Source organism: Mesorhizobium sp. B4-1-3, from assembly GCF_006439355.1.
GTDB lineage: Bacteria > Pseudomonadota > Alphaproteobacteria > Rhizobiales > Rhizobiaceae > Mesorhizobium.
The window spans coordinates 32998-55920 of sequence record NZ_VFTG01000001.1 but is presented as its reverse complement, the minus strand read 5'-3'; the positions used below and the strand labels follow the sequence as shown (position 1 = coordinate 55920).

Here is a 22923-nt window from a genome sequence, read left to right as displayed (position 1 = left end):
GTACGACCGCCGGGCGCTCCTTCAGCGAACCCGGCGATCGCCGATAAGGCCGAGAAGAAGCAGGGTCGAAGCGAGCGCGCGCGCGGTCTCGCCGGCAAAGCCGGGGCGAGAGGAAGCGACGGAGCGGACGCGCGTGGTCATGGCGGCTCTCTTACAGGAGCGGCCCGGCGGAGGCAAGCGGGACGCAGGGGCGAATGCATGGAGCCTGGTCTCGTCGCGGATGCTGATGTCTTCCCCGCGCCTCGCAAATGCGCCAGACTCGGCCTGAAGGCTTGGCTATCGAGCGAAGCTCCGGGGAGGGGGTCGCCCATGAATTTCGTGTTCTTCTCACCGCATTTTCCGGCCAACGGCGCCGATTTCTGCGACCGGCTGAAGAAGGCCGGCGCCACGGTGCTGGGCATCGGCGATGCGCCTTACGAGGCTTTGAACGACAAGCTGAAGGCGGCGCTGTCGGAATATTACCGCGTCACCGACATGGAAGATTACGACGCGGTATTGCGGGCGATGGGGCATTTCATCCACAAATGGGGCCGCATCGATCGCTTCGAGTCGCTCAATGAGCATTGGCTGGAGCTCGAAGCCAACATCCGTACCGATTTCAACATCTACGGCACCAAGGTCGATTTCGTGAAAAATCTGAAGCGGAAGAGCCGCATGCGCGCCTTCTTTCGCAAGAGCGGCGTCGAGACCATCCCGCAGCGCAAATGCTCCGGCCGAGCCGGCGCCATGACCTTCATCCGGCGTGTCGGCTACCCGGTCGTGGTCAAGCCGGATTCGGGCTCCGGCGCCTCGAACACCTTCAATATCTCCAAAGCCAGGGAGCTCGACCAGTTCTTCCGTGACAAGCCGGAGGGCGTCACCTTCGTCATGGAGCAGTTCATCGAGGGGCTGGTGGTGATCTTCGACGGGCTGGTCAACCGCGACGGCGAGGTGGTGCTGGCGGCGAGCCACCGCTACGACCAGAGCATCATGGAGGCGGTGAACAAGGATCGCCATATGAGCTACACCTGCTTTCCCGAGATCAGCTCGGAGGTCGAGGAAGCGGGCCGCAAGATCCTGAAGGCGTTCGATGTGCGCGAGCGCTTCTTCCACATCGAGCTGTTCGAGACCAGGGACAAGCGCATCATCGCGCTCGAGGTCAACATGCGCCCGCCCGGCGCCTGGATGACGGACGCCATCAACTACACGTTCGACATCGACGTCTATGCAGCCTGGGCCGACATGGTGGTCAAGGATGCGGCCGGCGGCCCTTACAAGGGTAAGTATTTCACCGCCTATGCCAGCCGCAAACGCCATATCGACTATTTGCACAGCCATACGGACGTGCTAGCCGCCCATGGCGACAAGATCGTCCATCACCAGGCCATCGAAGAGGTTTTCAGCCGCGCCATGGGCAACTACGCCTATCAGATGCGATCCAAAGATCCGAAGGCGCTGCGCCAGGCGGTCGATTATATCCACGCGGAAAAGGCCTGAGCCGATGGACGTCTCCTATCACAAGGGCCATGCCCGCAATCTCGGCCGCGACATGGAATACAAGCGCTACGGCCATGCCGGGCGGCCGGTGGTGGTGTTCCCGACCTCGCAAGGACGGTTCTATCAGTTCGAGGATTCCGGCGGGGTCGCAGCACTTGGCGAGTTCATCGACACCGGCCGCATCCAGCTCTTCACGCTCGACGGCATCGATACGGAATCCTTCTTCGACAAGCATGCCGACGCGGCGCACCGCATCGCCCGCCACGAAGCCTATTTCCGCTATGTGCGCGAGGAGGCGCTGCCGGAGCTGCAGGCGGTAGCCGCCAAGTCCAATGGCGGCCGCACCTTGAAGCCATTGTTCTGTGGCTGCTCGATGGGCGGCTACCACTCGTCGAACTTCGTCTTCCGCTTTCCCGAGCTGGCGAGCGGCGTGATCTCGCTGTCGGGTGTCTATTCGGCCCGCGATTTCTTCGGCCGGGCGCTGGAAGGCAACATCTATTTCAACTCCCCGCTCGACTACCTGCCCGGCATCGTCGACCAGAAGCTGCTCGGGCGGCTCAGGGCGCTCAGGCTGATCTTCTGCTGCGGCCAGGGCGCCTGGGAAGAGCGCATGCTGGTCGAGACGCGCGAGCTGGAACAGGTGCTGCGCGACAAATCCCATTCCCGCCTGGATCGACTATTGGGGCGGCGACGTCAGCCACGACTGGCCGTGGTGGCACAAGCAGCTTGTCTATTTCTTCGGCCGTTGGCTCGATGACGATCTGATGCACAGGCTGGACTGATGGCCACGCCCGATCCGATCCGCCGCTTTGTCGAAACCACCAACGCCGGCGATAGCGAAGCCTTTCTGGCTATCTTTAGCGACGATGCTTTCTTGAGCGACTGGGGTCGCGATTTCCGTGGCCGCGATGGCGTCGCGCGGTGGAACCAGTCGGACAATATCGGCGTGCAGTCCAACCTTCGCATCGTGCGCGTCGCGCTGCACGACGGCGTCTATCATGTCCGCGTCGCCGTGACCGGCAACGGCTTCAATGGCGAAGGCGACATGGCCTTCAGGCTAGACGGAGACCGGATCGCAAGCTTGGTCATCAGCTGAACCGGGGCATATTGCGCGTCTTCCGCGCGGCGTCGGTCAGTGCGCGGCGGTTGCCACTCACATGTGGCGGCAAGCTCGGACCGGCCGGCGAAGACCCTGACCGGCGCAGGTTCGGCCTCGGTTAACCTTCCTGGCAGGCGGGGACGGGAGCGACGTCTTGTTCCGGCGCCGATCCGCGACGCAAGCCGAGGAAGACGACGATGGCGGTGAGCACGGTGATCGTCGCCAGCACGACGAGCAACCGGTCGAAAGCCGTCTCATAGGCTTGGACCAGGGCAGTGACGCCGGCCAAGTGCAGATGTTGCACCGTTTCGCTCATACTGCCGGTTGCCAGCAGCTGCGCCGCCGCGGTCGCTTCGGCAGGCGAGGCCAGTCCTTGAGCGCTAAGCTGCGCGGCCGTGAAACCGGACAAGGTCGCCATGACGATCGCCAGGGCCACGCCTTCGCTGGCGACGCGGGTGGTGTTGAAGATGCCGACCGCCATGCCGGCGCGTTCCTTCGGCACGACGCTGACCGCAAGCCCGTCCATCAGCCCCCAAGGCAAGGCGATACCGATGCCGATCAGGATCAGCGGGGCCACCAGCGCGCTGCCCGCCGCGGGCACGCGGCTCAGCCAGACCAGGCCGGCCGCGGCGACGAGGAGGCCCGCACCGCAGATCGTCGCCGGAGCGATCCGGCGTGCCGCCTGGCCGGCCAGCAGCGGCAAGATCAGCAGCGGGCCGGAGAGGCAGATCATCAATTGCCCCGCCTTGATCTCGCTCATCCCCCCGACGCCAATGAAGCGGATCGGCAAGAGCACGAGCAGGACGACGAAGGCATAGGCAGGCGCCGCAGCCAAAAACTGGACGCCGACGAAACGCGGGAAGCGAAACAGCGTCAGGTCCAGCATCGGCCGGCGCCCGCGCCGCTCGACGATGACGAAGGCGGCAAAGAAGACGGCAGCCACACCGAGGAGCACGATAACGAAGGGATTGGCCCAGCCGCTCTGCGGCGCCCGCAGCACGCCGCAGGTCAGTGCGGCGAGCGCGATGGTGAAGGTGCCGGCTCCCGCCCAGTCGAGCCCGGTTGCATCCGGGTCGCGCGATTCGACGATCGTGCGCAGGCCGAGCGCGGCGGCGGCTGTGCCAAGCACCGCCACGAGAAGAAAGATCGCGCGCCAGCCGAATGCGTCGATGAGCAGCCCGGAGGCAACGGGACCGAAGGCAAGGCCGATGCCGAAGCTGGTGCCGAGGAAGCTGAAGGCGCGCAATCGCGATTGCTCGTCGAACTCCTGCGCGAGCGCGGAGGCGCCGCCGGCGAAAGCGGCGGCGCCGCCAATGCCTTGCAGGGCCCTGAACATGTCGAACCAGACGATGCCGGGCGCCAGCATGCAGCCCAGCGCGGCAAAGAGATAGGTGGCGAGGCCGGCAAGGAAGATCCGCTTTCGTCCACGATTGTCGGCCAATGCTCCGGCCGCCATCAAGCCGGCGCCGAAGGTCAACATGAAGGCGTTGGTCACCCAATTGAGGGCGAGCGGACTGCCGCCGAGATCGGCGGCAATGCGGGACAACGCCACGGCGGGACCGGTAAAGCTCAACGGCATCGTCATGGCGGCAAGGCAGACCGACAACAGCACAAGCCATCTGCCGGCCGGGCCGGTCCTGGTCATCGAAGTCATGGATTTCCTATCTCAGGCGGGTTGCCGGCGTGCCGCCAGCTGACGGCGCCGATCGCAACGACAAGATAGGGCGGCGACATTTACGGCGGAATAGTATTAAATCTCCGGTCATCCCGGAATGAAGCGCTCGAATGGATTCAAGCAATGGATCGTCTCAACGGCCTTCTTGCCTTCGCCCGCACCGCCGAGCTTGGCAGCTTCGTCACCGCCGGACGGGCACTCGGCATCTCGGCTTCCGCCGTCGGCAAGAGCGTCGCCCGGCTCGAGCAGGAGCTTGGCGTGCGGCTCCTGCAGCGCAGCACGCGGCGTATCGGCCTGACCGAGGAGGGCAAGCTGTTCAACGAGCGCGTGCGCCGCATCCTCGACGATATCGAAGATGCGGAGGCGATGCTGTCGCGGACACGCGAGACGCCACGCGGACGACTGCGCATCTCCACCCCAATCGTCACCTATCATCTGCTTTTGCCGGTGCTGTCGGAATTCATGGCGCGATACCCGGAAATCGAGCTCGACATCGATTTCAACGATCGCATCGTCGACGTCATCGAAGAGGGTATCGACGTCGCGATCCGCAGCGGCGAGCTGCCCGATTCACGATTGGTGTCGAGACCGGTCGCGCCCTTTCGGATGATCTTGTGCGCGGCCGCCTCCTACCTCGATCGGCATGGCACGCCCGCCACGCCTGCCGATCTCGAGGCGCATTTCGGCATACATTTCCGCTTCCTCAACAGCGGCAGGCTGCTCGACTGGCCGTTCATCACGGGGAGCGCCGCGCCGCAGATCCGTTCGATGCTGACCTGCAACAACATGGAGGCTTTGAAGGGTGCCACGATCGCCGGTCTCGGCATCGCCTGCATGCCCGATTTCCTGGTGCGGGAGGCGCTGCATGAGGGAAAGCTACGCACCGTGCTCGACGATCATGTCGACGGCCGCGGCCAGTTCCGCATGTTATGGCCGTCCAACCGCCATCTTTCGCCGAAGGTCCGCGTCTTCGTCGATTTCCTACCTGAACGGCTTGCGGTCGGGCGGGAAGAGAGCCCGCGGCGATGATCAGTAGGTGGTGCGTCCGCCGGAGAGATCGAAGGTGGCGCCAGTGGTGAAGGAGTTCTCGTCCGACAGCATGAAGACGACCATGGCGGCGGCCTCCTCGACCTCGACAAAGCGGCCGCGTGGCACTTTGCCGAGCATATAGGCGACCTGCGCCTCGGTGAGCTGCTCGAGGATGCGGGTACGGGCGGGCGAGGGCGTCAGCGCGTTGACGGCGATGTCGTGTCCGGCGAGCTCCTTGCCGAGCGATTTGGTCAGTGCCAGCACGCCCGCCTTGGCGGCGGAATAGGCGGCGGCATTCGGGTTGCCTTCCTTGCCGGCCACCGAGGAGATGTTGACGATGCGGCCGTAATTGCGCGCGACCATTCCGGGCACAAGGCGCCGGCAACAGTAGAAGACGCCGTTGAGGTCGATATCGACGATCTGGCGCCAGGCGGCGGGGTCGTAGTCCACCACCGTCGCCGCCGGCCCGGCAATGCCGGCATTGTTGACGAGGAGATCGACGGGACCGAGCGTCCGCTCGGTCTCGGCGGCGGCGCGATCGACGGCCTCGATCTGCGACTGGTCACAGAGGAGGGCCTCGACGCGGCCGAGCGAAGCGAGCTCGGCGACCGCTTTGCTCATTGCGGCCTGATCGACGTCCCAGATGGCGACGCTGGCGCCCGACGACAACAAGCGTCGCGCGACCGCAAGTCCGATGCCTTGCGCGCCGCCCGTCACCACGGCGACGCGGCCGGAAAGATCGACGGCATTCTGACGACGGTTCATTGGCAAATCCTCTGCTCCCCTTGCATTACCGCGAATCAGGCCTTGACGTTTCGCGCCACCAGTCTGGCTACGCTTGGCCCAATGAGCAGCACGACCAGGAAGCGCGCAGACTGCAAGGCCATGACGAAGGAGATGTCGACGTTCCGCGCCGCCGCCGCGATGATGGCCACGCTGTCCATGCCGCCCGGGCTGGTCGCCAGGTAAGCCGTCAGCGGATCGATGCCGAGCAGGCGGCTGATGACGAAGGCCATGCCGCCGCAAAAGGCGATCAGCGCGACGATCGAGCCGACGATCTGCGGCAGGGCGCGCGCCGCGTGGCGCAGGATCGGCCGGGTGAAGTTCAGCCCGATCGACCAGCCGACCATGGTGTAGCTGATCGCCAGCAGCCAGGGCGGCAATTGCATCGGCACGCCGAGGCCGAGATGGATCACCGCGCCGAAGATGAAGGTGCCGAGAAAGAACGGCGAGGGCAGCCTGACCAGCTTTCCGGCCAGGCCGCCAACGGCCGCAATGCCGATCGTGGCGGTAAAGGCGAAGGCATCGATCGGCGGAAACCAGACGATCGGCGGCACGTCGACGCCGGATGTGTCGACCCACATCTTAGCGACGAGCGCGGCCGTCATCGAGACGAAGATGACACGTAGATATTGCATGAAGGCGACGAGACGCTGATCGGCGCCGAAGGCACCGGCCATCAGCACCATGGCGGTCGCGGCACCGGGCGAGGAGCCCCAGACCGCCGTGGTGCCGGGCAGGATGCGCCAGCGGCTGATCAGCCAGCCGAGCAGGCTGGAGGCGGCGACGGTCGCGACCACCACGCCGAGGAAAAGCGGCCATTCGTGATAGAGCACCGGAAAGATGTCGGCCGAGATCGAGCCGGCGATCAGGCAGCCGACGATCGCCTGGGCGGAGCCGAACAACGGTCGCGGCACGCGCACCGTGGCCGCGTTGGTGCCGGCGAGGATCGCCGCAAGCATCGGGCCGATCAGAAGCGCCGCGGGCAGGGCGGCAAGCTCCAGCGCACCGGCGAAGAGCAGCGAGAACACCAAAAGCACCAGCCACTGTAGCGGCGGGCGCAGACGCGCCATGCGCTCGGTCGGCGGCTGATCCTGGGATGGTTGCTCTGGCGAGGAGTCCATATCGGGCCCTTAGACGGGACGCAGACAATGCGAACCCGCTTCTCGCGGAAAAATCCGCGTCCGGGAAATCAGCCGGCCTGTTCCGGCGCAGGCAATCCAAAGCCGCCGACCGGATTGGTCTCGATCTGGAATTCGAAGCCGGCGATGAAGGGACGCGCCTTGGCGATCGCCGCCTGGACTTCCGGCAATTGCAGCGAGGCCTTGTGGCTCGCCTGGTCGGTCCACACTTCGGTGACCCAGATCGCGTCGGCGTCGGCCGGATCGGTGGCGATGATGTAGCTCAGGCAGCCGGGGAGCGCGGTGGTGCTTTCGCGCAGCACGTCCATGACCGTATCGCGCTGGCCGCGCGCCGCCCGCATCTTGCCGATCAGTCCGTACATGCCCTTGCTCTCCCTCCAGATTGCACGCCGCATCAAGTATGCAATCGCCGGCTCACGGCATCAACTGGCCGCCATTGACCTCGATCACCTGGCCGATGATGTAGCCGCTCAACAGATCGGACGACAGGAACAGATAGGCGCCGACGCAGTCCTCGGGCGTTCCGGCGCGCCCTTGAGGAATGGTGGCGACCATGGCCTTGATCTGCTCGGCGTTCGAATAGCGTTCGTGGAAGGGCGTCAGGATGGTGCCAGGCGCCACGGCGTTGACGCGGATGCCGAAACCGATCAGCTCCTTGGCCATGCCGCGCGTCACGTTGGAAACGAAGGCCTTGGACGACCCGTAGAGGCCGGCGCCACCGCCAGCGCCGTTGCGCGCGGCGATCGAGGTGGTGTTGATGATGAAGCCTCCCTGGCGCTTCAGCCACGGGATCGCCTTGCGCGAGGCGGTCAGCACCGAGCGGGCGTTGAGGTCCATCACGGCGTCGTAGTGCGCCTCGTCCTGATCTGCATAGGCGACGCGGCCGAGCATGCCGCCGGCATTGTTGACCAGGCCGTCGAGCCGGCCGAAATGCTGAGCACTTTCCTCGACCACGCGCTCGACATCGGCGGGAACGGAGAAGTCGCCCTGCGTCAGATAAACCTCGCCGCCGTCGTCGCCGATGGTTTTGGCGAGCCTCTCTGCGGCGTCGCGGCTTGAATTGTAGTGTAGCGCGACGCGGCATTTCTGTCCGGCATAGGCCAGCGCGAGCGCCGCGCCGATGCCGGTCGAAGCGCCGGTGACCAGCACCGTCTTTCCGGCAAGATCGGGGATGGCAAGTGTCGTCATGTCGGCCGGCCTCCGCGTTGCCGTCTTTCGTAGGCCATTGCCGGCCTTGCGTTCAAGTGGGGATCGTCGCGCTCAGGGCCTGAGATAGACATAGCCCTGGTGCTGCAGTTCGGCGAGCTTCACGACGCCGCCCCTTTCGGCAAGCTGGAAGCCCGAAAGCAGATCGGTCACTGTGATGTCCATGCCATGCAGGGTGTTGCCGCAGGCTTGCGGTACGAGCCCCTGCCGGACGAGGCCGGCAAAGCGGCTGGAAACAGCGCCGGAAGCACCCTTGGCTTTGAAGGCGGCCAGAGCCGGGCCGTGCACCACAAGCACGATATCGACATTGCCGCCCGTGCCTTCGTAATGGTTCTTGATGTTGCCGAGGACGAAGTTGACCTTGTCCGCGTCGCTGAGGTGATAGGCGACTTTCAGCCTTTCCTCACCCGTTGTCGCATTTGCCCGGCTCAGGCCGAAAAGGCCTGCGGCGCCCGCGAGACCGGCGCGAAAAATGTCACGGCGCAGCATCCTATCCTCCGTTCGCCCGCCCGCCAGCACGATTTTGCATGGCCCGGGCGGCACTCCTAGACTAGCATATCCAAGTCCTGTCGGTGGGAGGAGGATCACATGACATCGAGGACCATGGTAGCGAGGACCATGGGCGCTATGCTTTGCGTTGCCCTTGCCGGCGCGGCGCGCGCCGACAATGCTCTCAGCCTCAAAGAACTCAGTCCCAATGGCGCCGACGCTTGTTTCGGCCGCATCTACGACGCAGCCCATCTCAAGGCGCATCCGCATCAGAAGGTGGCGCGCATCTTCTTCTACTATGGCCACGATCCGGTCAGCCGGCCGAACGAGGAGCCGCTCGCCAACCAGGATAACTCTCATAACGGCTTCCTCACGACAACGGCGCGTGACGCCAAGAAGCCGGAGTGGGCAAGCGGCTGGTGCAACAAGAACGATCCGGGCGACCCGTCGAGCGGCATCCGCTGCGGCATGGATTGCGACCGCACCCTGGCTTCGCTGAAGGTCGATGACAAGGGCAAGCTGCTTCTGTCCGATCTGTCGCCCGATATCTATCTCGATCCCGACGCGTCGGAATCGATGAGCAAGGCCGAATACAACAAGCAGGCGCTCGGCAGCGAGGACGACAATTTCAAGCTCGAGCCGATGCCGGCCGACAGCTGCAAGGCGGAGTTCGCGCGCATCGATCCGATCGATCCGGCGCTCGGCGATCCGCTGCGCGTGCGGCTGAAGCCCGATCAGCCCTTCTGCTTCGGACGCGACTACGACGACGCGCACCTGAAGTCGCATCCCGGCCAGCTGACGCAATCGATCCGCGTCTTCCGCGGGCCGATCGAGCTTGCCGCCTTCGCCGCCGGCGGCGATGCCGTGAACTGGCCCGACGGCGCGGATATCGCCGTTTCGGTGACGACAAGGCAGAAGGGAGCCAAGATCACGCAGACCTATTCCTGTCAGGGCGAGGCCGACCAGTGGCGCTGCTCGGCCAGCGCGAAGATGAGCGATTTTTCCTGCGACATCTCGCAGAAGGAAATTTTCCTCAAGCGCGGCCCCAACGGCACGATGATGGTCTCGAACCCCAACAATGCGGTGGCGGTCGTCGATCTCTGTTCGAAGGCGGCGAACGGCAAGACCAAGTCCGACGACAAGGTCTATCGGCTGCAGCCAATGCCGCAATCGGCCTGCGCGCCTTAACGTTCACTTCTTCATTCCAGGAGCTTCGCTCCTGCTTCGCCCTGGTGACGATTTTTTTGCTCTATCTCTTTGTTTTTACGCAATTCCGAACGGAAAACCGCTCACACTTTTCCTGGAATTGCTCTAAGCGAAAGGTACCGCCGTGGTGCCTTTGGGCAGCTTCGCCTCGTCGTCCGGCTCGACATGGATAGTGACGCGCACCGAGGGAATCTCGGCCCTCAGCGCGTCCTCGATGCGGTCGCAGATGACATGGCTGGCGCCGACCGTCATGTCGGCGTCGACCACCAGGTGGAACTCGATGAAGGTGGCGCGGCCGGCGATGCGCGTCTTCAGGTCATGCACCTCGAGCGCGCCCTTTGAATTGGCCGAGATGATGTCGCGGATCTGCATGTGCTCGTGGTTGTCGACGGCGCGGTCCATCAGCCCGTTCATCGACGAGCCGATGACATGCCAGCCCTGCCACAGGATGTTGAGCGCGACGATGACGGCGAGCGCCGGATCGAGGATCTGCCAGCCGGTCAGGATTGCGCCGACAAGGCCGCCGAACACGCCGATCGAGGTCACCACGTCGGTCATGATGTGCTGGCCGTCGGCAACCAGAGCCGGCGACTTGGCGTTCCGGCCGGTGCGGATCAGCATCCAGGCCCAGACCGCATTGATTACAGTGGCCGCGCCGTTGACGGCAAGGCCTTGCCACGGTTGTTCAAGCGGCGCGGGGTGCTGCCAGGACCGCCAGACCTCGTTGAGGATCAGGAGCGCCGCGACGACGATCAGCACCCCTTCGAGCACGGCCGAGAAATACTCGGCCTTGTGATGACCGAAGGGATGATCCTGGTCGGCGGGCTTGTAGCTGACCTGGATCGCCCAGAAGGCGGCGGCCGAAGCAATCACGTTGACGATCGATTCCAACGCATCGGAATAGAGGGCGACGGAGCCGGTTATGTACCAGGCGGCAAGCTTGAGGGCGAGCACCACGCCGGCGACGACGATCGACCAGAAGGCCAGTCTTGCGACCTTCTGCCTGGTCGCGGCCTTGGCCGCGGCCGTCGTCCTGTCCGGCGCTTCCGTCATCGTTCCTAAGCGGCCTTTTCCTTGGCCTTGCGCGGCAGATGCGCGACGATGTTCTCGATGATGCGCATGCCGGCATTGTGACCGAGCGTCATGATCGATTCAGGGTGGAACTGCACCGCCGCGATCGGCTCCTTGCGGTGCTCGAAGGCCATGATGATGCCGTCCTCAGTCTCCGCGGTGACAACGAAGCCGTCGGGCAGGCGCACGGGATCGGCGAAGATCGAGTGATAGCGACCGACGGTCACTTCCTTGGGAAGCCCTGAGAAGATGATGCCGGGCTTGGAGACGCGGATACGCGACGGCTTGCCATGCATCGGGACGTGCAACTGCCTGAGCTCGCCGCCATAGGCTTCGGCAAGCGCCTGCAGGCCGAGGCAGACGCCGAAGATCGGCAGGTCGCGGCTCCTTGCCTTCTTGATGGTGGCGGCGCAGTCGAAATCCGTCGGCGTGCCCGGGCCGGGCGACAGCACGACGAGATCGGGCTTCAGCCGCTCGAAGACTTCTTCCGGCACCGGGGTGCGCACGGTGGAAACGTTAGCGCCGGTCTGGCGGAAGTAGTTGGCGAGCGTGTGGACGAAGGAGTCCTCGTGGTCGACGAGCAGGATGTTGATGCCGTCGCCGACGCGCGCAGTGGTGCGCTCGGTTCCGGTGGCGTTGCCGGTCTTGGCGTCGCGGATGGCGGAGAGCATGGCGGATGCCTTCAATTCGGTTTCGGCTTCTTCTTCCTCGGGAACGCTGTCGAAGAGCAGGGTAGCGCCGGCGCGCACCTCGGCGATGCCCTCCTTGATGCGGATGGTGCGTAAGGTGAGCCCGGTGTTCATGTCGCCGTTGAAGTTGACCATGCCGATCGCCCCGCCATACCAGGCGCGCGGGCTCTTCTCGTTCTGCTCGATGAAGCGCATGGCCCACAGTTTCGGCGCGCCGGTGACGGTGACCGCCCAGGCATGCGACAGGAAGGCATCGAAGGCGTCCATGCCTTCGTGCAGCCGCCCCTCGATATGGTCGACGGTGTGGATCAGGCGCGAATACATCTCGATCTGGCGGCGGCCGATGACGCGCACCGAACCCGGGTCGCAGACGCGCGACTTGTCGTTGCGATCGACATCCGAGCACATTGTGAGCTCGGACTCATCCTTCTTCGAGTTGAGCAGCTTCAGGATCTGCTCGCTGTCGGAAATGGCGTCGTCGCCGCGCTTGATGGTGCCGGAGATCGGGCAGGTCTCGACGCGGCGGCCGTTGACGCGCACGAACATCTCCGGCGAGGCGCCGATCAGATATTCGTTTTCGCCGAGATTGATGAAGAAGGAGTAGGGTGAGGGGTTGATCGATTTCAGCTTGCGCGAGATGTCGGAGGGCTGGGTTTCGCAGCGCTCGTAGAACATCTGTCCGGGCACGACCTCGAACAGGTCGCCGCGCTTGAAGCTCTCCATCGCCCGGCGCACCAGGTTGGCATATTCGCCGGGCTCATGGTCGCCGCGCGGCGGGATGCGGTCGGCGGTCCTGAACGGCTCGACTTGGGCGTCGCGGGCCAGGCCTTCGGTCGAAAAGCCGTCGCCGGAATAGTCGTAGCGGTCGGTCCAGGCCTTGGTCGAATAATGGTCGACGACGAGGATCTCGTCGGGCAGGAACAGCACGAGGTCGCGCTGGCTTTCCTTGCGCTCGAGCTTGTAGTCGACCGGATCGAACTGGAAGGCGAGGTCGTAGCCGAAGGCGCCGTAGAGTCCAAGATTGGCGTCCTCGGCGGTCTTGAACAAAGCGGTGATGGCGCGCAGCACCGTGAAGACGGACGGAACGCGGCTGCGCTCCTCCTCGGTGAAGACGCGGCCTGGTTTGGCGACGTCGAGGCGGATGAGCGTCTTCGAGGTTTCGACGACCGTCACTTCGCTGAGTTCGCCAAGCGCCTTGCCGATCACCGGCAGCAATACTTCGCCGCGCTTGTTCAGCGCTTCGATGCGCATCGTGCGTCCCCGCGCGGAAATCACCAGCGGCGGATCGATGATGGCCGTATCCCAGCGCGTGTAGCGGCCCGGATATTCGTAGTTGGAGGAGAACACGGCGCCACGGCGCGAATTCAGACCGTCGACATAGGCATCGATCGCGCCTTCATAGGGCCGGTCGTGCCGCTCGCGGGTGATCGTCACGCCGCCCGCGGTGACGAAGCGCTCGGCCCCGTTGTCCAGAACTTTAGTCGTCATTGCCGTCTCCATCAGCGTCTTGGGCAACGGACCCGGGAATGGCGTTAAAAAACAAATGGCCGCCCGGACATTCCGCTGCGGCCACCCTCTTTTTCACGCGCACACGCACGAACAGGCCGCTGTCAGCGAGCCCACCACCAAATGGTCTTGTTCGAACGCATGTTCATGGGGACTCCCATAGCGGCGAATGGAGGTCCATGCAACTGGATTTCACGCCGATGCCGAACGCTCAGCCTCAGTCTTCCAGCGTCCCGGAGCGCGCGTCGCTGCTCCTGGCGTCGCCGGCGAGCTTCAGAATATCCTCGCCGGCGCGGATGATGCGACGTGAGCGGCGGGTGAGGATGAAGCCCGATTGCGGGGCAAACACTTCCGTGCGGCCGCCGGCCTCGCCGGGCGCATGGACGATCGTCGCCAACCTGTTACCTTTCTCGACGCGGTCGCCGGGCTTGACGTCGTAGAGGATCGCGCCGGCCCGGGGCGAGGGCATCATGTCGATGTTTTCCAGCGGCACGACAGGGCCGGAAAATCTCTCGAATTTCGGTACGGACGAGTCCTGGATAACGCCACGCGTCACCAGCAGACGGTAAAGTCCCTCGGCATCGGACGCCGCCAGGTCGGCGTCGACATCGAGTATGCCGCGATATTCCACCGTGGTGACAGCGCGGCGGTCGAAGCGCGCGACGCTTGCGGGCGCGTTCTGGTAGGGCATGATCGAGGCGCCTTCGAAGGTGCCGCTGTTGTCCTCGCTCCACAGCAGGACGGCCTCGGCGCCCATGGCGGCCGCGCAGTCGGCCATATGCGGCCACAGGCTGGTGTGGATGTAGAGATAGGCAAGGCCTTCGTCGTCGCAGTGAAGGTCGAGGACGATGTCCTGCCCGAGCGACAGCTGGACGAGCTGGTTCTTCAACCGGCGATCGGCGCCGCCCAGGCTGACATCCGGCAGAAGCCTGGCGTCGGGTGTGGCAAGCAGCGGGAAGGAGCGGTTGAAGTTGGTGCGGGTGCCGAGATTGAAGCGGCCCTGGTGCTCACCGAAATGATATTGCGCGCGGCCGATCGGGTTGGCCCAGGGCACGATGGTGATCGGACCCTTGATGCGGCCCTCGGCCTCCGCCTTAGCAAGCATCGGCATCAGCGCGTCGATGGCGACGACGCCCGGCAGCTCGCCGGCATGGAGAGCGGCCTGCAGATAGGCGGATGGGGCCGCCTTGTCCTTGCCCTCGAAGCGGAAGACCGGGAATTCGTAGGCGACGCCTTCGCTGTCGCCGGCGATGCGCTCGATCGTCTTCTGCATGGGATACCTCCGCGTGAAGAGGTTCACCCATGCATTTTTGCAATCGGGCTGTCGAGTGGTCCAGCCGCTCCCGGCTGTCGGGGCAGACGCCGCTATTCCGCCGGCTGCGGCTGCAGGGTCGTGGAGCGGTCGAGTGCCTGCGACAGCACGGCCACAGCGACGGCGAGAAGCGCGAGCGCCGCGCCGACCAGCGGCAGGTTGGCGTAGGACACGCCCCACGAGATAGCGAGGCCGCCGATCCAGGCGCCGCCGGCATTGCCGACATTGAAGGCGCCCTGGTTGAGCGTGGCGGCCAGGTTCGGTCCTTCGGCGGCCGCCTCGACGACGCGGATCTGCAAAGGCGGCACGACGATGAAGATCAGCATGCCCCACAGGAAGACGATGGCCACGGCCACGCTTGCGATAGTGCCGAGCCCGGTGAAGACGACGAACAGCAGGGCCATGGCGAGCAGCGTGGCGATCACCGTCGGCATCAGCTTCCAGTCCGCCAGCCTGCCGCCGATGATGTTGCCGATGGTCATGCCGGCGCCGAAGAGAAGCAGCACCCAGGTGACGGTCGCCGTCGACAGGCCGGAGACGCCAGTGAGGTAAGGCTTGATGTAGGTGAAGACGGCGAACAGGCTGGCGGAGGCGAGCGAGGCGATCAGCATCGCCAGCCAGACCTGCAGCTTGGAGAGCACGCGCAATTCGCCGACCAGGCCGCCGCCGCTGGGTTCCGCGACATCCGACGGCACCAGCCAGGCGATGGCGGCGACCGAGACGAGGCCGATGCCGACGACCGCGAGGAAAGTGGCGCGCCAGCCGAAAGCTTCGCCCAGCGCCGTACCGGCGGGGACGCCGAGGATGTTGGAGAGCGTCAGGCCGGCGAACATCAGCGCAATGGCGCTCGCCCGCTTGTTGCGCGGCACGAGGCTCGCGGCGACCACGGAGCCGATGCCGAAGAAGGCGCCGTGGCCGAAAGCGGTGAAGACGCGGGCCGCCATCAACAGCCAGTAGTTCGGGGCGATGGCGCAGAAGAGGTTGCCGATGACGAAGAGGGCGGCGAGGCCGACAAGCACCGGCTTGCGCGGCAAGCGCGCGGTCGCCATGGCGACGATCGGCGCGCCGAAGACGACGCCCAGCGCGTAGCCCGTGACCAGGAGGCCGGCGGAGGGGATCGAGACGCCGAGATCCGCCGCCACCTCCGGCAGCAGGCCCATAATGACGAATTCCGTGGTGCCGATGCAGAAGGATGCAATGGCGAGCGCTAGGATCGGCAGCGGCATGGGATATCCGGACTGAATCGGTTCAAAATCGAAACTGTCCTGCAGACATGCCGACGCGCAAGCGCCATTGTTGCAACGCTGCAATGCAGAAACGGGAGAACGCTACCGCGGATCTCAGCCCAGAGGCTTGAGCTCCTGGGCGATGGTGGGCAGCAGCTCCGAGACAGTCGGATGGATGTGCATGGCGCGCGCCAGCGTCGAGATCGGCGCCTTGGCATACATGAGGTCGAGCACGCAGTGGATCGCCTCGTCACCGCCCGGACCGAGCACCGAGCAGCCGAGGATCTCGCCGGTGTCGGCATCGGCCAGGATCTTCATGAAGCCTTGCGTCTCGCCCTTCTCGACGGCGCGGCCGACACGCGTCATCGGCCGCTGGCCGACCAGCGCGCGGCGGCCGGATTTCTTCACCGCGGCTTCCGTCATGCCGCAGCGTCCAAGCGGCGGGTCGATGTAGAGCGCGTAGGCCTCAATACGGTCGCTGACCTTGCGCGGATCGTTGTCGAGCAGGTTGGCGGCGACGATCTCGAAGTCGTTGTAGGAAGTGTGGGTGAAGGCGCCCTTGCCGTTGCAGTCGCCCATCGCCCAGATGCCGGGTACATTCGTTCGCAACTGGTCGTCGACGACGATGTAGCCACGCTGGTCGACCGCGACGCCGGCCTTGTCGAGGCCTAGATCGTCGGTGTTGGGCGTGCGACCCAGAGCCAGCAGCACATGCGAGCCGACCGCCGCCGGCTTGCCGGCGGCGAAGGTGACGGCGATCTCCTTGCCTTGTTTTGCGAAGCTGATGTCGCCGGCGCCGACATGAACGGCGATGCCTTCGTTCTCGAGGATGGAGAGGATGGCGGCGGAGGTGTCCTCGTCCTCGCGGCCGGTCAGCCGCGGCGCCTTTTCGATCACCGTGACCTCGGAGCCGAAGCGGCGGAACATCTGCGCGAATTCGAGCGAGATATAGCTGCCGCCGACGACGATCAGATGGCTGGGCAGCCCATCGAGATCCATCATCGAGGCGTTGGTGAGGTAGGGCACGTCGTTGACGCCGGGCAGGTTGGGCACCGAGGCGCGGCCGCCGGTGTTGAGGAATATCTTCGGCGCGGTGAGCAGCTCGTCGCCGACACGCACGGTATCGGCGGTGACGAAACGCGCATGGCCGCGATAGAGCGTGCAGCCCTTCATGCCTCCAATCCACTTTTCCAGATTGCCACGAGCGTCGTTGGTGACCTTGTCCTTGCGCGCCTTGATGCGTTTGTAGTCCACGCCGACGGGACCCGAGAGCGCGACGCCGTAGTCGGCGGCGCGACGGGCGAGATGCGCGGCATAGGCGCTCGCTACCATCGCCTTGGTCGGCATGCAGCCGGTGTTGACGCAGGTGCCTCCGATGAACTTGCGTTCGATCAGCGCGACCTTCATGCCGGCGGCCTCGAGCCGGCCAGCCAATGGCGGCCCGGCCTGGCCGGCGCCAATGACGATGGCGTCGAAGCTCTTTGCGCTCATGCGACCGCCGCCACGATCAGCAGTCCGCCGACGATGGCCACCGCGTCCTCGATGAAGGCGGCGGGCGGATCCTTGCCGAAAGCCGCTGTCAGTCGCGCACGCGCTTCCGCGCCGCCCAGCGTGCCGATCACCGCGCCGACCGCGCCGGCGATCAGGCCGCCTATGGTGGCGCCGGCGGTCGCGCCGATGACCGCGCCGCAGAAGGCGCCGACGACGACACGCGTGCCGAACTGCGGCGGCACCTTGCGGCTCGGCGTCGACGGCAGTTGATCGGCGATGAGCTCGACTATTCCCAGGACGGTGAAGATGCCGACGGCGATCCAGTGGCCCATGAAGCTCGCCCAGGTGTTTGCGACAGGCAGCCAGCCGAGCCAAGCACCCCAGGCTGTGACGGCAAGCGCCGTTCCGACACGAAGGCCGGTGACGACGCCAATCATCAATGCAAGAAGGTAAAGCATGATCGACCCCCTCGTCACGGAACCTCGCTCGGTTCCGTGATGGCAAGCTAGCATAAGCCGATCGTTTGGCCACGAGGCTTTTGTCGGACAATCGACTATGCCTTGGCGACTATGCCTTGGCGACTATGCTTTAGCGACTATGCTTTGGCAGCAGACGAAATCCGGAGGTGTCGCCATGACGGCAAGTGAGCGCATGAAGATGGCGGCGGGCGAATGGTACAGCTGCATCGACGAAGAGCTGGAGGCGCTGCGCGTCACCGCGCGCGATGCGGTGTTCGAGCACAACGGCCTGCCGCCCCGGCAGCGCGGCAACGTCGCTCCGGCCTTGCGCGCCCTGCTTGGTAGTGCGGGCGAGGGGGCGCGCATCGAGGCGCCGTTCCATTGCGCCTATGGCTTCAACCTATTCCTCGGCGAGGGCGTCTTTTTCAATGCCGGCTGCACCATCCTCGACACCGCGCCGGTGCGCATCGGCAAGGGGACGATGCTCGGGCCCAATGTGCAGATCTACTGCGCCGAGCATCATCGCGAAGCGGCTGGACGGCTGGCCGGGCTGGAGATCGCAAAGCCGGTGACAATCGGCGACAACGCCTGGATCGGTGGCAGCGCGGTAATCCTCGCCGGCGTCAGCATAGGCGAGGGCGCCATCGTCGGCGCGGGCGCGGTGGTGACCCGCGACGTGCCGGCCAATGCGACCGTCGTCGGCAACCCGGCACGGGTCGTTACAAGAGGCTGAGCCCGTCTGGCGCCTGAGTGTTTCGGGCTGCCGCCTGGGTGTTTCGGGAAAACTCTCGGCGATATTGCCGCGGCGAGGTTCTGAGCCGCGCGGCAAAATGCTGGCGCAGCGAGGTGGCGCTGCCGAAGCCGGCTTCGAAGGCCACGATGTCCATCGATTTGTCCGTTTGCTCCAGCAGCCTTTGCGCCAGCGCGACGCGCTGGTCGGCCAGCCAGTCGCCGAAACTGGTGCCGGTGGTTTTCTGGAAGCGGCGCGTGAAGGTGCGGCGGGTAAGGCCCGCCGCTTCGGCGACACTGTCCAGGCTGTGGGCTTTGCCGAGCGATGCCCGCACCTCATCGAGAGCCTTGGCGAAGCGGTCCGCGTTCGGCGTCGGCGCAAGCGGGCGCTCGATGAACTGCGCCTGCCCGCCCTGTCGGTGCGGCGAGAGCACGACGTGGCGAGCAAGCCGAAGCGCGGCCTCCGCGCCATAGCGAGCGCGCACGATATGCAGGCAGCAGTCGAGCCCGGCGGCGACGCCGGCCGAGGTGATGATGTCGCCCTCGTCGACGTAGAGAACGTCGGCGTCGATCGCGATGTCGGGATGAAGAGCCTGCAGCCGCTCCGTATAGGCCCAGTGTGTCGTTGCCTTGCGCCCGGCCAGCAATCCGGCGCCGGCAATGGCGAAGGTGCCGAGGCACAAGCCCACGATCAGCGCGCCGCGCCGATGCGCCTGTTGCAGCGCGTCCTCGAACGGTGCGGCAAGGGGCGCCTCGAGATCCTTCCAGCTCGGGATGATGACGATGTCGGCTTCGTCGAGCGCCGAAAGCCCATGCGGCACGACAATGCTCAGCCCCGCATCGGTATGAACGGGTCCGCCCTGCATCGCGCAGACACGGAAGTCGAAACGCGGCAGTCCAAGCTTGGTTCGATCGGCGCCGAAGACAAGGCACGGCACAGAGAGGTGGAACGGGCTGATGCCGTCGAAAGCGACAGCGGCGACAATCGGCTTCTTCATGGCGGGCATCGTTCCGTTGAAAGCCGAATGTCCCAATTCTTTCGACTGATGTCAATCGGGCCACTTTCTCGACCCGAAACATCCGCCTAGCTTTGCGCATCAACCCGGTCGAAAGGAAAACCGCCATGTCAGAGCCAGCCACCCAGCCGCGCCGCGCGCTTGTCGTCGTCGATGTCCAGAACGACTATGACAGCGGCAATCTCGCCATCCAGCATCCGCCCTTCACCGAGACCGTCGCCAATGCCGCGCGCGCCATGGATGCGGCCGCGGCGGCCGGAATCAAGATCGTCGTCGTCAAGCAGATGGCGCCCGAGACCTCGCCGATCTTCGCCAAGGGCAGCCATGGCGGCGAGCTGCACCCCGAGATCGCCCGGCGCGGCCGCGATCATTATGTCGAAAAGACGCTGCCTTCGGCCTTCACCGGCACGGACCTGGAAACCTGGCTGCGCGGTAGTGCCATCGATACGATCGCGGTCGTCGGCTACATGACTCACAATTGCGATCTGTCGACCATCATCCACGCGGTGCATATGGGCTTTGCGGTCGAGTTCCTGTCGGATGCCAGCGGCTCGGTGCCCTATGCCAACAGCGCCGGCTATGCGTCGGCCGAGGACATACACCAGGTGGTGAGCGTGGTTCTGCAGTCGCGCTTCGCCGCGGTGTTGAAGACCGCCGAATGGATCGACTGCCTGAAGACGGGGAAGCTGCCCGAACGCGACACGATCCACGCGTCCAACCAGCGGGCCTTGCAGCGGAACGCCGCCTAAAGGGCGTCGCGATCTTCAGGTTCGCTCCATGCGCTTCAGGCTTTTGATTTGCGCATGTCTTTGCCCCGAAACCGATTACCACTTTCGGGAGACATGCTTCAGCTTGAACCGCTTTCGCACGGCAAGGCGCCGCCGGAATGCGGCGCCTTTGCCTTGGCGGCTGATTTCGAGGCAGAGCGCTCAGCCCCTATGCGCTTTGGATCCTGCCCGCGCTCTACGGCGCGCTTGGCGGCATCATGTTCCACATGCGCATGATCCTGAACCCGCTTCTGCCCAATCCGCCGCTGTCGCGCCTCGTCCACCAGATCGCGCTCGGCGGGCTTGCCGGCATGATCCTCGCCTGGTTCATGGCGCCCGGCACACCAAGCTCGGCGGCGAGGTCACCGGCATAGGCTTCAGCCTGTTCACCTTCGCTTTCCTGTTCGGCTTCAGCCTGGACATCTTCTTCGCCATCCTCGACCAGTTCGTCTCGATGTCGGTCGCAGGCATCAAGAAGTTCGGCTCGCCCACGGTGGCGTGAAAGCCGTCGAAGCAAAAAGGACGCCGCGATGAGGCGACGCCCTTGATCGTTTCCAGCCTTAAAGATGTTTAGAACAGGCCTTCGATCTGACCCTGTTCGTTGAGGAAGATCTTTTCCGAGGACGGCGCCTTGGGCAGGCCCGGCATGGTCATGATCTCGCCGCAGATGATGACGACGAAGCCGGCGCCGGCCGAGAGCCTGACCTCACGTACCGGCACGGTGTGGCCGGTCGGCGCACCGCGCAGGTTCGGGTCGGTCGAAAATGAGTACTGGGTCTTGGCCATGCAGACCGGCAGGTTGCCGTAGCCGGCCTGTTCCCAGGCATGCAGCTGGTCGCGGATCGACTTGTCGGCGATCGCCTCGCCGCCGCGGTAGATGCGCTTGACGATGGTGTTGACCTTGTCGAACAGCGGCATCTCGTCCGGATAGAGCGGCGAGAACTGCGATGCGCCGGATTCGGCGATCTCGACCACCTTGCGGGCGAGATCCTCGATGCCGGCCGAGCCTTGCGCCCAGTGCTTGCACAGGATCGCCTCGGCCCCTTGCGCCTTGACGAAGTCCTTCATCGCCTGGATCTCGGCCTCGGTGTCGGTGGTGAAGTGGTTGATCGCCACCACCGCCGGCACGCCGAACTGCTTCACGTTCTCGATGTGGCGGCCGAGGTTGAGGCAGCCCTTCTTCACCGCCTCGATGTCTTCCTTGCCGAGGTCTTCCTTCTTGACGCCGCCATTCATCTTCATGGCGCGCACGGTGGCGACGATGACGGCCGCCGCCGGCTTCAGGCCTGCCTTGCGGCACTTGATGTCGAAGAACTTTTCCGCGCCGAGGTCGGCGCCGAAGCCGGCTTCGGTAACGACATAGTCGGCGAGCTTGAGCGCGGTCGTGGTGGCGACGACCGAGTTGCAGCCATGCGCGATGTTGGCGAACGGGCCGCCATGCACGAAGGCCGGGTTGTTCTCCAGCGTCTGCACCAGGTTGGGCTGGATGGCGTCCTTCAACAGCACTGCCATGGCGCCGTCGGCCTTGAGGTCGCGGGCATAGACCGGCGACTTGTCGCGGCGATAGGCGACGATGATGTCGCCGAGGCGCTTCTCGAGGTCCTTGAGGTCGGTGGCAAGGCAGAGGATCGCCATCACTTCGGAAGCCACGGTGATGTCGAAGCCGGCCTCGCGCGGGAAGCCATTGGCGACACCGCCCAGCGAGCAGATGATCTCGCGCAGCGCCCGGTCGTTCATGTCCATGACGCGGCGCCAGGCGACGCGGCGGGTGTCGATGCCGAGTTCATTGCCCCAGTAGATGTGGTTGTCGATCAGCGCCGAAAGCAGGTTATGGGCGGTGGTAATGGCGTGGAAGTCGCCGGTGAAGTGGAGGTTCATGTCGTCCATCGGCACAACCTGGGCGAGGCCGCCGCCGGCGGCGCCGCCCTTCATGCCGAAGTTCGGGCCGAGCGAGGCTTCACGGATGCAGATGATCGCCTTCTTGCCGATGCGGTTCAAACCGTCGCCGAGGCCGACCGTGGTGGTGGTCTTGCCTTCGCCGGCCGGCGTCGGATTGATGGCGGTGACGAGGATCAGCTTACCGTCCTTGTTGCCCTTCACCGATTTGATGAACTCGGCCGAGACCTTCGCCTTGTCGTGGCCGTAAGGCAAAAGGTGCTGATAGGGGATGCCGATCTTGGCGCCGATCTCCTGAATCGGTTTCTTGTTGGCGGCGCGGGCGATCTCGATGTCGGACTTCACTTCGGCCATGACGGCTTTCCTCTGGGGTAGGCGGTGGAGGGGAGGGGTTCGATCATTCGTGCATGGTCGAAACGCCGCCCGGACGCAAGGGCATGTAACCCTGTCGCTCTCACGACGTCAACTTCCATGCAACTATGTTTCCTGTTAAGAAAGAGCGTTCCTGTCGCCTGGCCTCTTCAAGGCGATCATTCCGGGCCTGGTCGTTGGGGCGTATAGAAGCCAGAGCGGATGCCGCTTCGCCGTCTCAAAACAGCCGCTGAATACGCGAAAAGCGACAGAGGCGACGACGCAAATCCGCCACCGCACTGCCGTCTC

The 22923-nt window shown here is 64.9% G+C and carries 21 protein-coding genes and 1 pseudogene; 8 read left to right on the top strand and 14 right to left on the bottom strand.

What is annotated here, in order from left to right; translation table 11 throughout:
- The first annotated feature begins 309 nt into the window (after nucleotides 1–309).
- From FJW06_RS00255 to FJW06_RS00245, 3 genes and pseudogenes are all read left to right on the top strand, one after another.
- Nucleotides 310–1476 carry an ATP-grasp domain-containing protein gene (locus FJW06_RS00255; protein WP_140746235.1) on the top strand — a complete coding sequence of 389 codons (1167 nt, stop codon included), beginning with the start codon at nucleotides 310–312 and terminating at the stop codon, nucleotides 1474–1476.
- A gap of 4 nt (nucleotides 1477–1480) precedes the next feature.
- A pseudogene (locus tag FJW06_RS00250) lies at nucleotides 1481–2258 on the top strand (alpha/beta hydrolase-fold protein).
- Nucleotides 2258–2572, top strand: a complete 315-nt coding sequence (locus FJW06_RS00245) for a nuclear transport factor 2 family protein (RefSeq protein ID WP_140746232.1) — start codon at nucleotides 2258–2260, stop codon at nucleotides 2570–2572. The pseudogene FJW06_RS00250 and the gene FJW06_RS00245 overlap by 1 nt, the downstream one beginning before the upstream one ends.
- 121 nt (nucleotides 2573–2693) lie before the next feature.
- Here the strand turns inward: FJW06_RS00245 and FJW06_RS00240 are convergent, their stop codons facing one another.
- A complete protein-coding gene (locus FJW06_RS00240) occupies nucleotides 2694–4229 on the bottom strand; it encodes an MFS transporter (protein WP_140746229.1) in 1536 nt (511 codons plus the stop codon).
- Between the two features lie 144 nt (nucleotides 4230–4373).
- Here FJW06_RS00240 and FJW06_RS00235 point away from each other — a divergent pair, with 144 nt between their 5' ends.
- Nucleotides 4374–5279, top strand: a complete 906-nt coding sequence (locus FJW06_RS00235) for a LysR family transcriptional regulator (RefSeq protein ID WP_140746226.1) — start codon at nucleotides 4374–4376, stop codon at nucleotides 5277–5279.
- Here the strand turns inward: FJW06_RS00235 and FJW06_RS00230 are convergent, their stop codons facing one another.
- The 5 genes from FJW06_RS00230 to FJW06_RS00210 form a co-directional block, all read right to left on the bottom strand.
- Entirely contained in the window at nucleotides 5280–6044 is a 765-nt protein-coding gene (locus FJW06_RS00230; protein WP_140746223.1) for an SDR family NAD(P)-dependent oxidoreductase, read from the bottom strand.
- A gap of 35 nt (nucleotides 6045–6079) precedes the next feature.
- Complete coding sequence (locus FJW06_RS00225) at nucleotides 6080–7183, bottom strand: AbrB family transcriptional regulator (RefSeq protein ID WP_140746220.1); 1104 nt, start codon at nucleotides 7181–7183, stop codon at nucleotides 6080–6082.
- Nucleotides 7184–7251: 68 nt separating this feature from the next.
- On the bottom strand, nucleotides 7252–7563 hold the full coding sequence (locus FJW06_RS00220; RefSeq protein WP_140746217.1) for a putative quinol monooxygenase: 312 nt from the start codon (nucleotides 7561–7563) through the stop codon (nucleotides 7252–7254).
- 52 nt (nucleotides 7564–7615) lie between these two features.
- On the bottom strand, nucleotides 7616–8389 hold the full coding sequence (locus FJW06_RS00215; protein WP_140746214.1) for an SDR family oxidoreductase: 774 nt from the start codon (nucleotides 8387–8389) through the stop codon (nucleotides 7616–7618).
- 72 nt (nucleotides 8390–8461) lie between these two features.
- Nucleotides 8462–8896, bottom strand: coding sequence for a DsrE family protein (locus tag FJW06_RS00210; protein WP_140746211.1), 435 nt, complete (start codon nucleotides 8894–8896; stop codon nucleotides 8462–8464).
- Between the two features lie 99 nt (nucleotides 8897–8995).
- Between FJW06_RS00210 and FJW06_RS00205 the strand changes: the two genes are divergently transcribed.
- Nucleotides 8996–10084 carry a hypothetical protein gene (locus tag FJW06_RS00205; RefSeq protein ID WP_140746208.1) on the top strand — a complete coding sequence of 363 codons (1089 nt, stop codon included), beginning with the start codon at nucleotides 8996–8998 and terminating at the stop codon, nucleotides 10082–10084.
- Nucleotides 10085–10207: 123 nt separating this feature from the next.
- On the opposite strand, the gene FJW06_RS00200 is transcribed toward FJW06_RS00205, so the two are convergent.
- From FJW06_RS00200 to FJW06_RS00175, 6 genes are all read right to left on the bottom strand, one after another.
- Nucleotides 10208–11155: a cation diffusion facilitator family transporter gene (locus FJW06_RS00200; protein WP_140746204.1), complete on the bottom strand. Its 948-nt coding sequence runs from the start codon at nucleotides 11153–11155 to the stop codon at nucleotides 10208–10210.
- A 5-nt stretch (nucleotides 11156–11160) separates the two neighbouring features.
- Nucleotides 11161–13350: an anthranilate synthase gene (locus tag FJW06_RS00195; RefSeq protein ID WP_140746201.1), complete on the bottom strand. Its 2190-nt coding sequence runs from the start codon at nucleotides 13348–13350 to the stop codon at nucleotides 11161–11163.
- Nucleotides 13351–13585: 235 nt separating this feature from the next.
- Nucleotides 13586–14641, bottom strand: coding sequence for a succinylglutamate desuccinylase/aspartoacylase family protein (locus FJW06_RS00190; RefSeq protein ID WP_140746198.1), 1056 nt, complete (start codon nucleotides 14639–14641; stop codon nucleotides 13586–13588).
- A gap of 92 nt (nucleotides 14642–14733) precedes the next feature.
- Entirely contained in the window at nucleotides 14734–15906 is a 1173-nt protein-coding gene (locus FJW06_RS00185; RefSeq protein WP_140746195.1) for an MFS transporter, read from the bottom strand.
- Nucleotides 15907–16020: 114 nt separating this feature from the next.
- Nucleotides 16021–17397, bottom strand: a complete 1377-nt coding sequence (locus FJW06_RS00180; RefSeq protein WP_140746192.1) for an FAD-containing oxidoreductase — start codon at nucleotides 17395–17397, stop codon at nucleotides 16021–16023.
- The gene (locus tag FJW06_RS00175) at nucleotides 17394–17855 is read right to left on the bottom strand and encodes a DUF4126 domain-containing protein (protein WP_140746189.1); all 462 of its coding nucleotides are present in this window, start codon (nucleotides 17853–17855) and stop codon (nucleotides 17394–17396) included. The genes FJW06_RS00180 and FJW06_RS00175 overlap by 4 nt, the downstream gene beginning before the upstream one ends.
- A gap of 175 nt (nucleotides 17856–18030) precedes the next feature.
- Between FJW06_RS00175 and FJW06_RS00170 the strand changes: the two genes are divergently transcribed.
- Complete coding sequence (locus FJW06_RS00170; RefSeq protein ID WP_140746185.1) at nucleotides 18031–18588, top strand: sugar O-acetyltransferase; 558 nt, start codon at nucleotides 18031–18033, stop codon at nucleotides 18586–18588.
- Here the strand turns inward: FJW06_RS00170 and FJW06_RS00165 are convergent.
- Entirely contained in the window at nucleotides 18575–19582 is a 1008-nt protein-coding gene (locus FJW06_RS00165) for a helix-turn-helix domain-containing protein (RefSeq protein ID WP_140746182.1), read from the bottom strand. The two genes, FJW06_RS00170 and FJW06_RS00165, sit on opposite strands and share 14 nt — an antisense overlap.
- Before the next feature lie 125 nt (nucleotides 19583–19707).
- Here FJW06_RS00165 and FJW06_RS00160 point away from each other — a divergent pair, with 125 nt between their 5' ends.
- Together FJW06_RS00160 and FJW06_RS29980 are read left to right on the top strand one after the other, a co-directional pair.
- Entirely contained in the window at nucleotides 19708–20349 is a 642-nt protein-coding gene (locus tag FJW06_RS00160; protein ID WP_140746179.1) for a cysteine hydrolase family protein, read from the top strand.
- A gap of 236 nt (nucleotides 20350–20585) precedes the next feature.
- The gene (locus FJW06_RS29980; RefSeq protein ID WP_181178097.1) at nucleotides 20586–20741 is read left to right on the top strand and encodes a hypothetical protein; all 156 of its coding nucleotides are present in this window, start codon (nucleotides 20586–20588) and stop codon (nucleotides 20739–20741) included.
- Between the two features lie 196 nt (nucleotides 20742–20937).
- Here FJW06_RS29980 and FJW06_RS00155 read toward each other — a convergent pair whose 3' ends face one another.
- Complete coding sequence (locus FJW06_RS00155; RefSeq protein ID WP_140746176.1) at nucleotides 20938–22617, bottom strand: formate--tetrahydrofolate ligase; 1680 nt, start codon at nucleotides 22615–22617, stop codon at nucleotides 20938–20940.
- Between the last annotated feature and the right edge of the window lie 306 nt (nucleotides 22618–22923).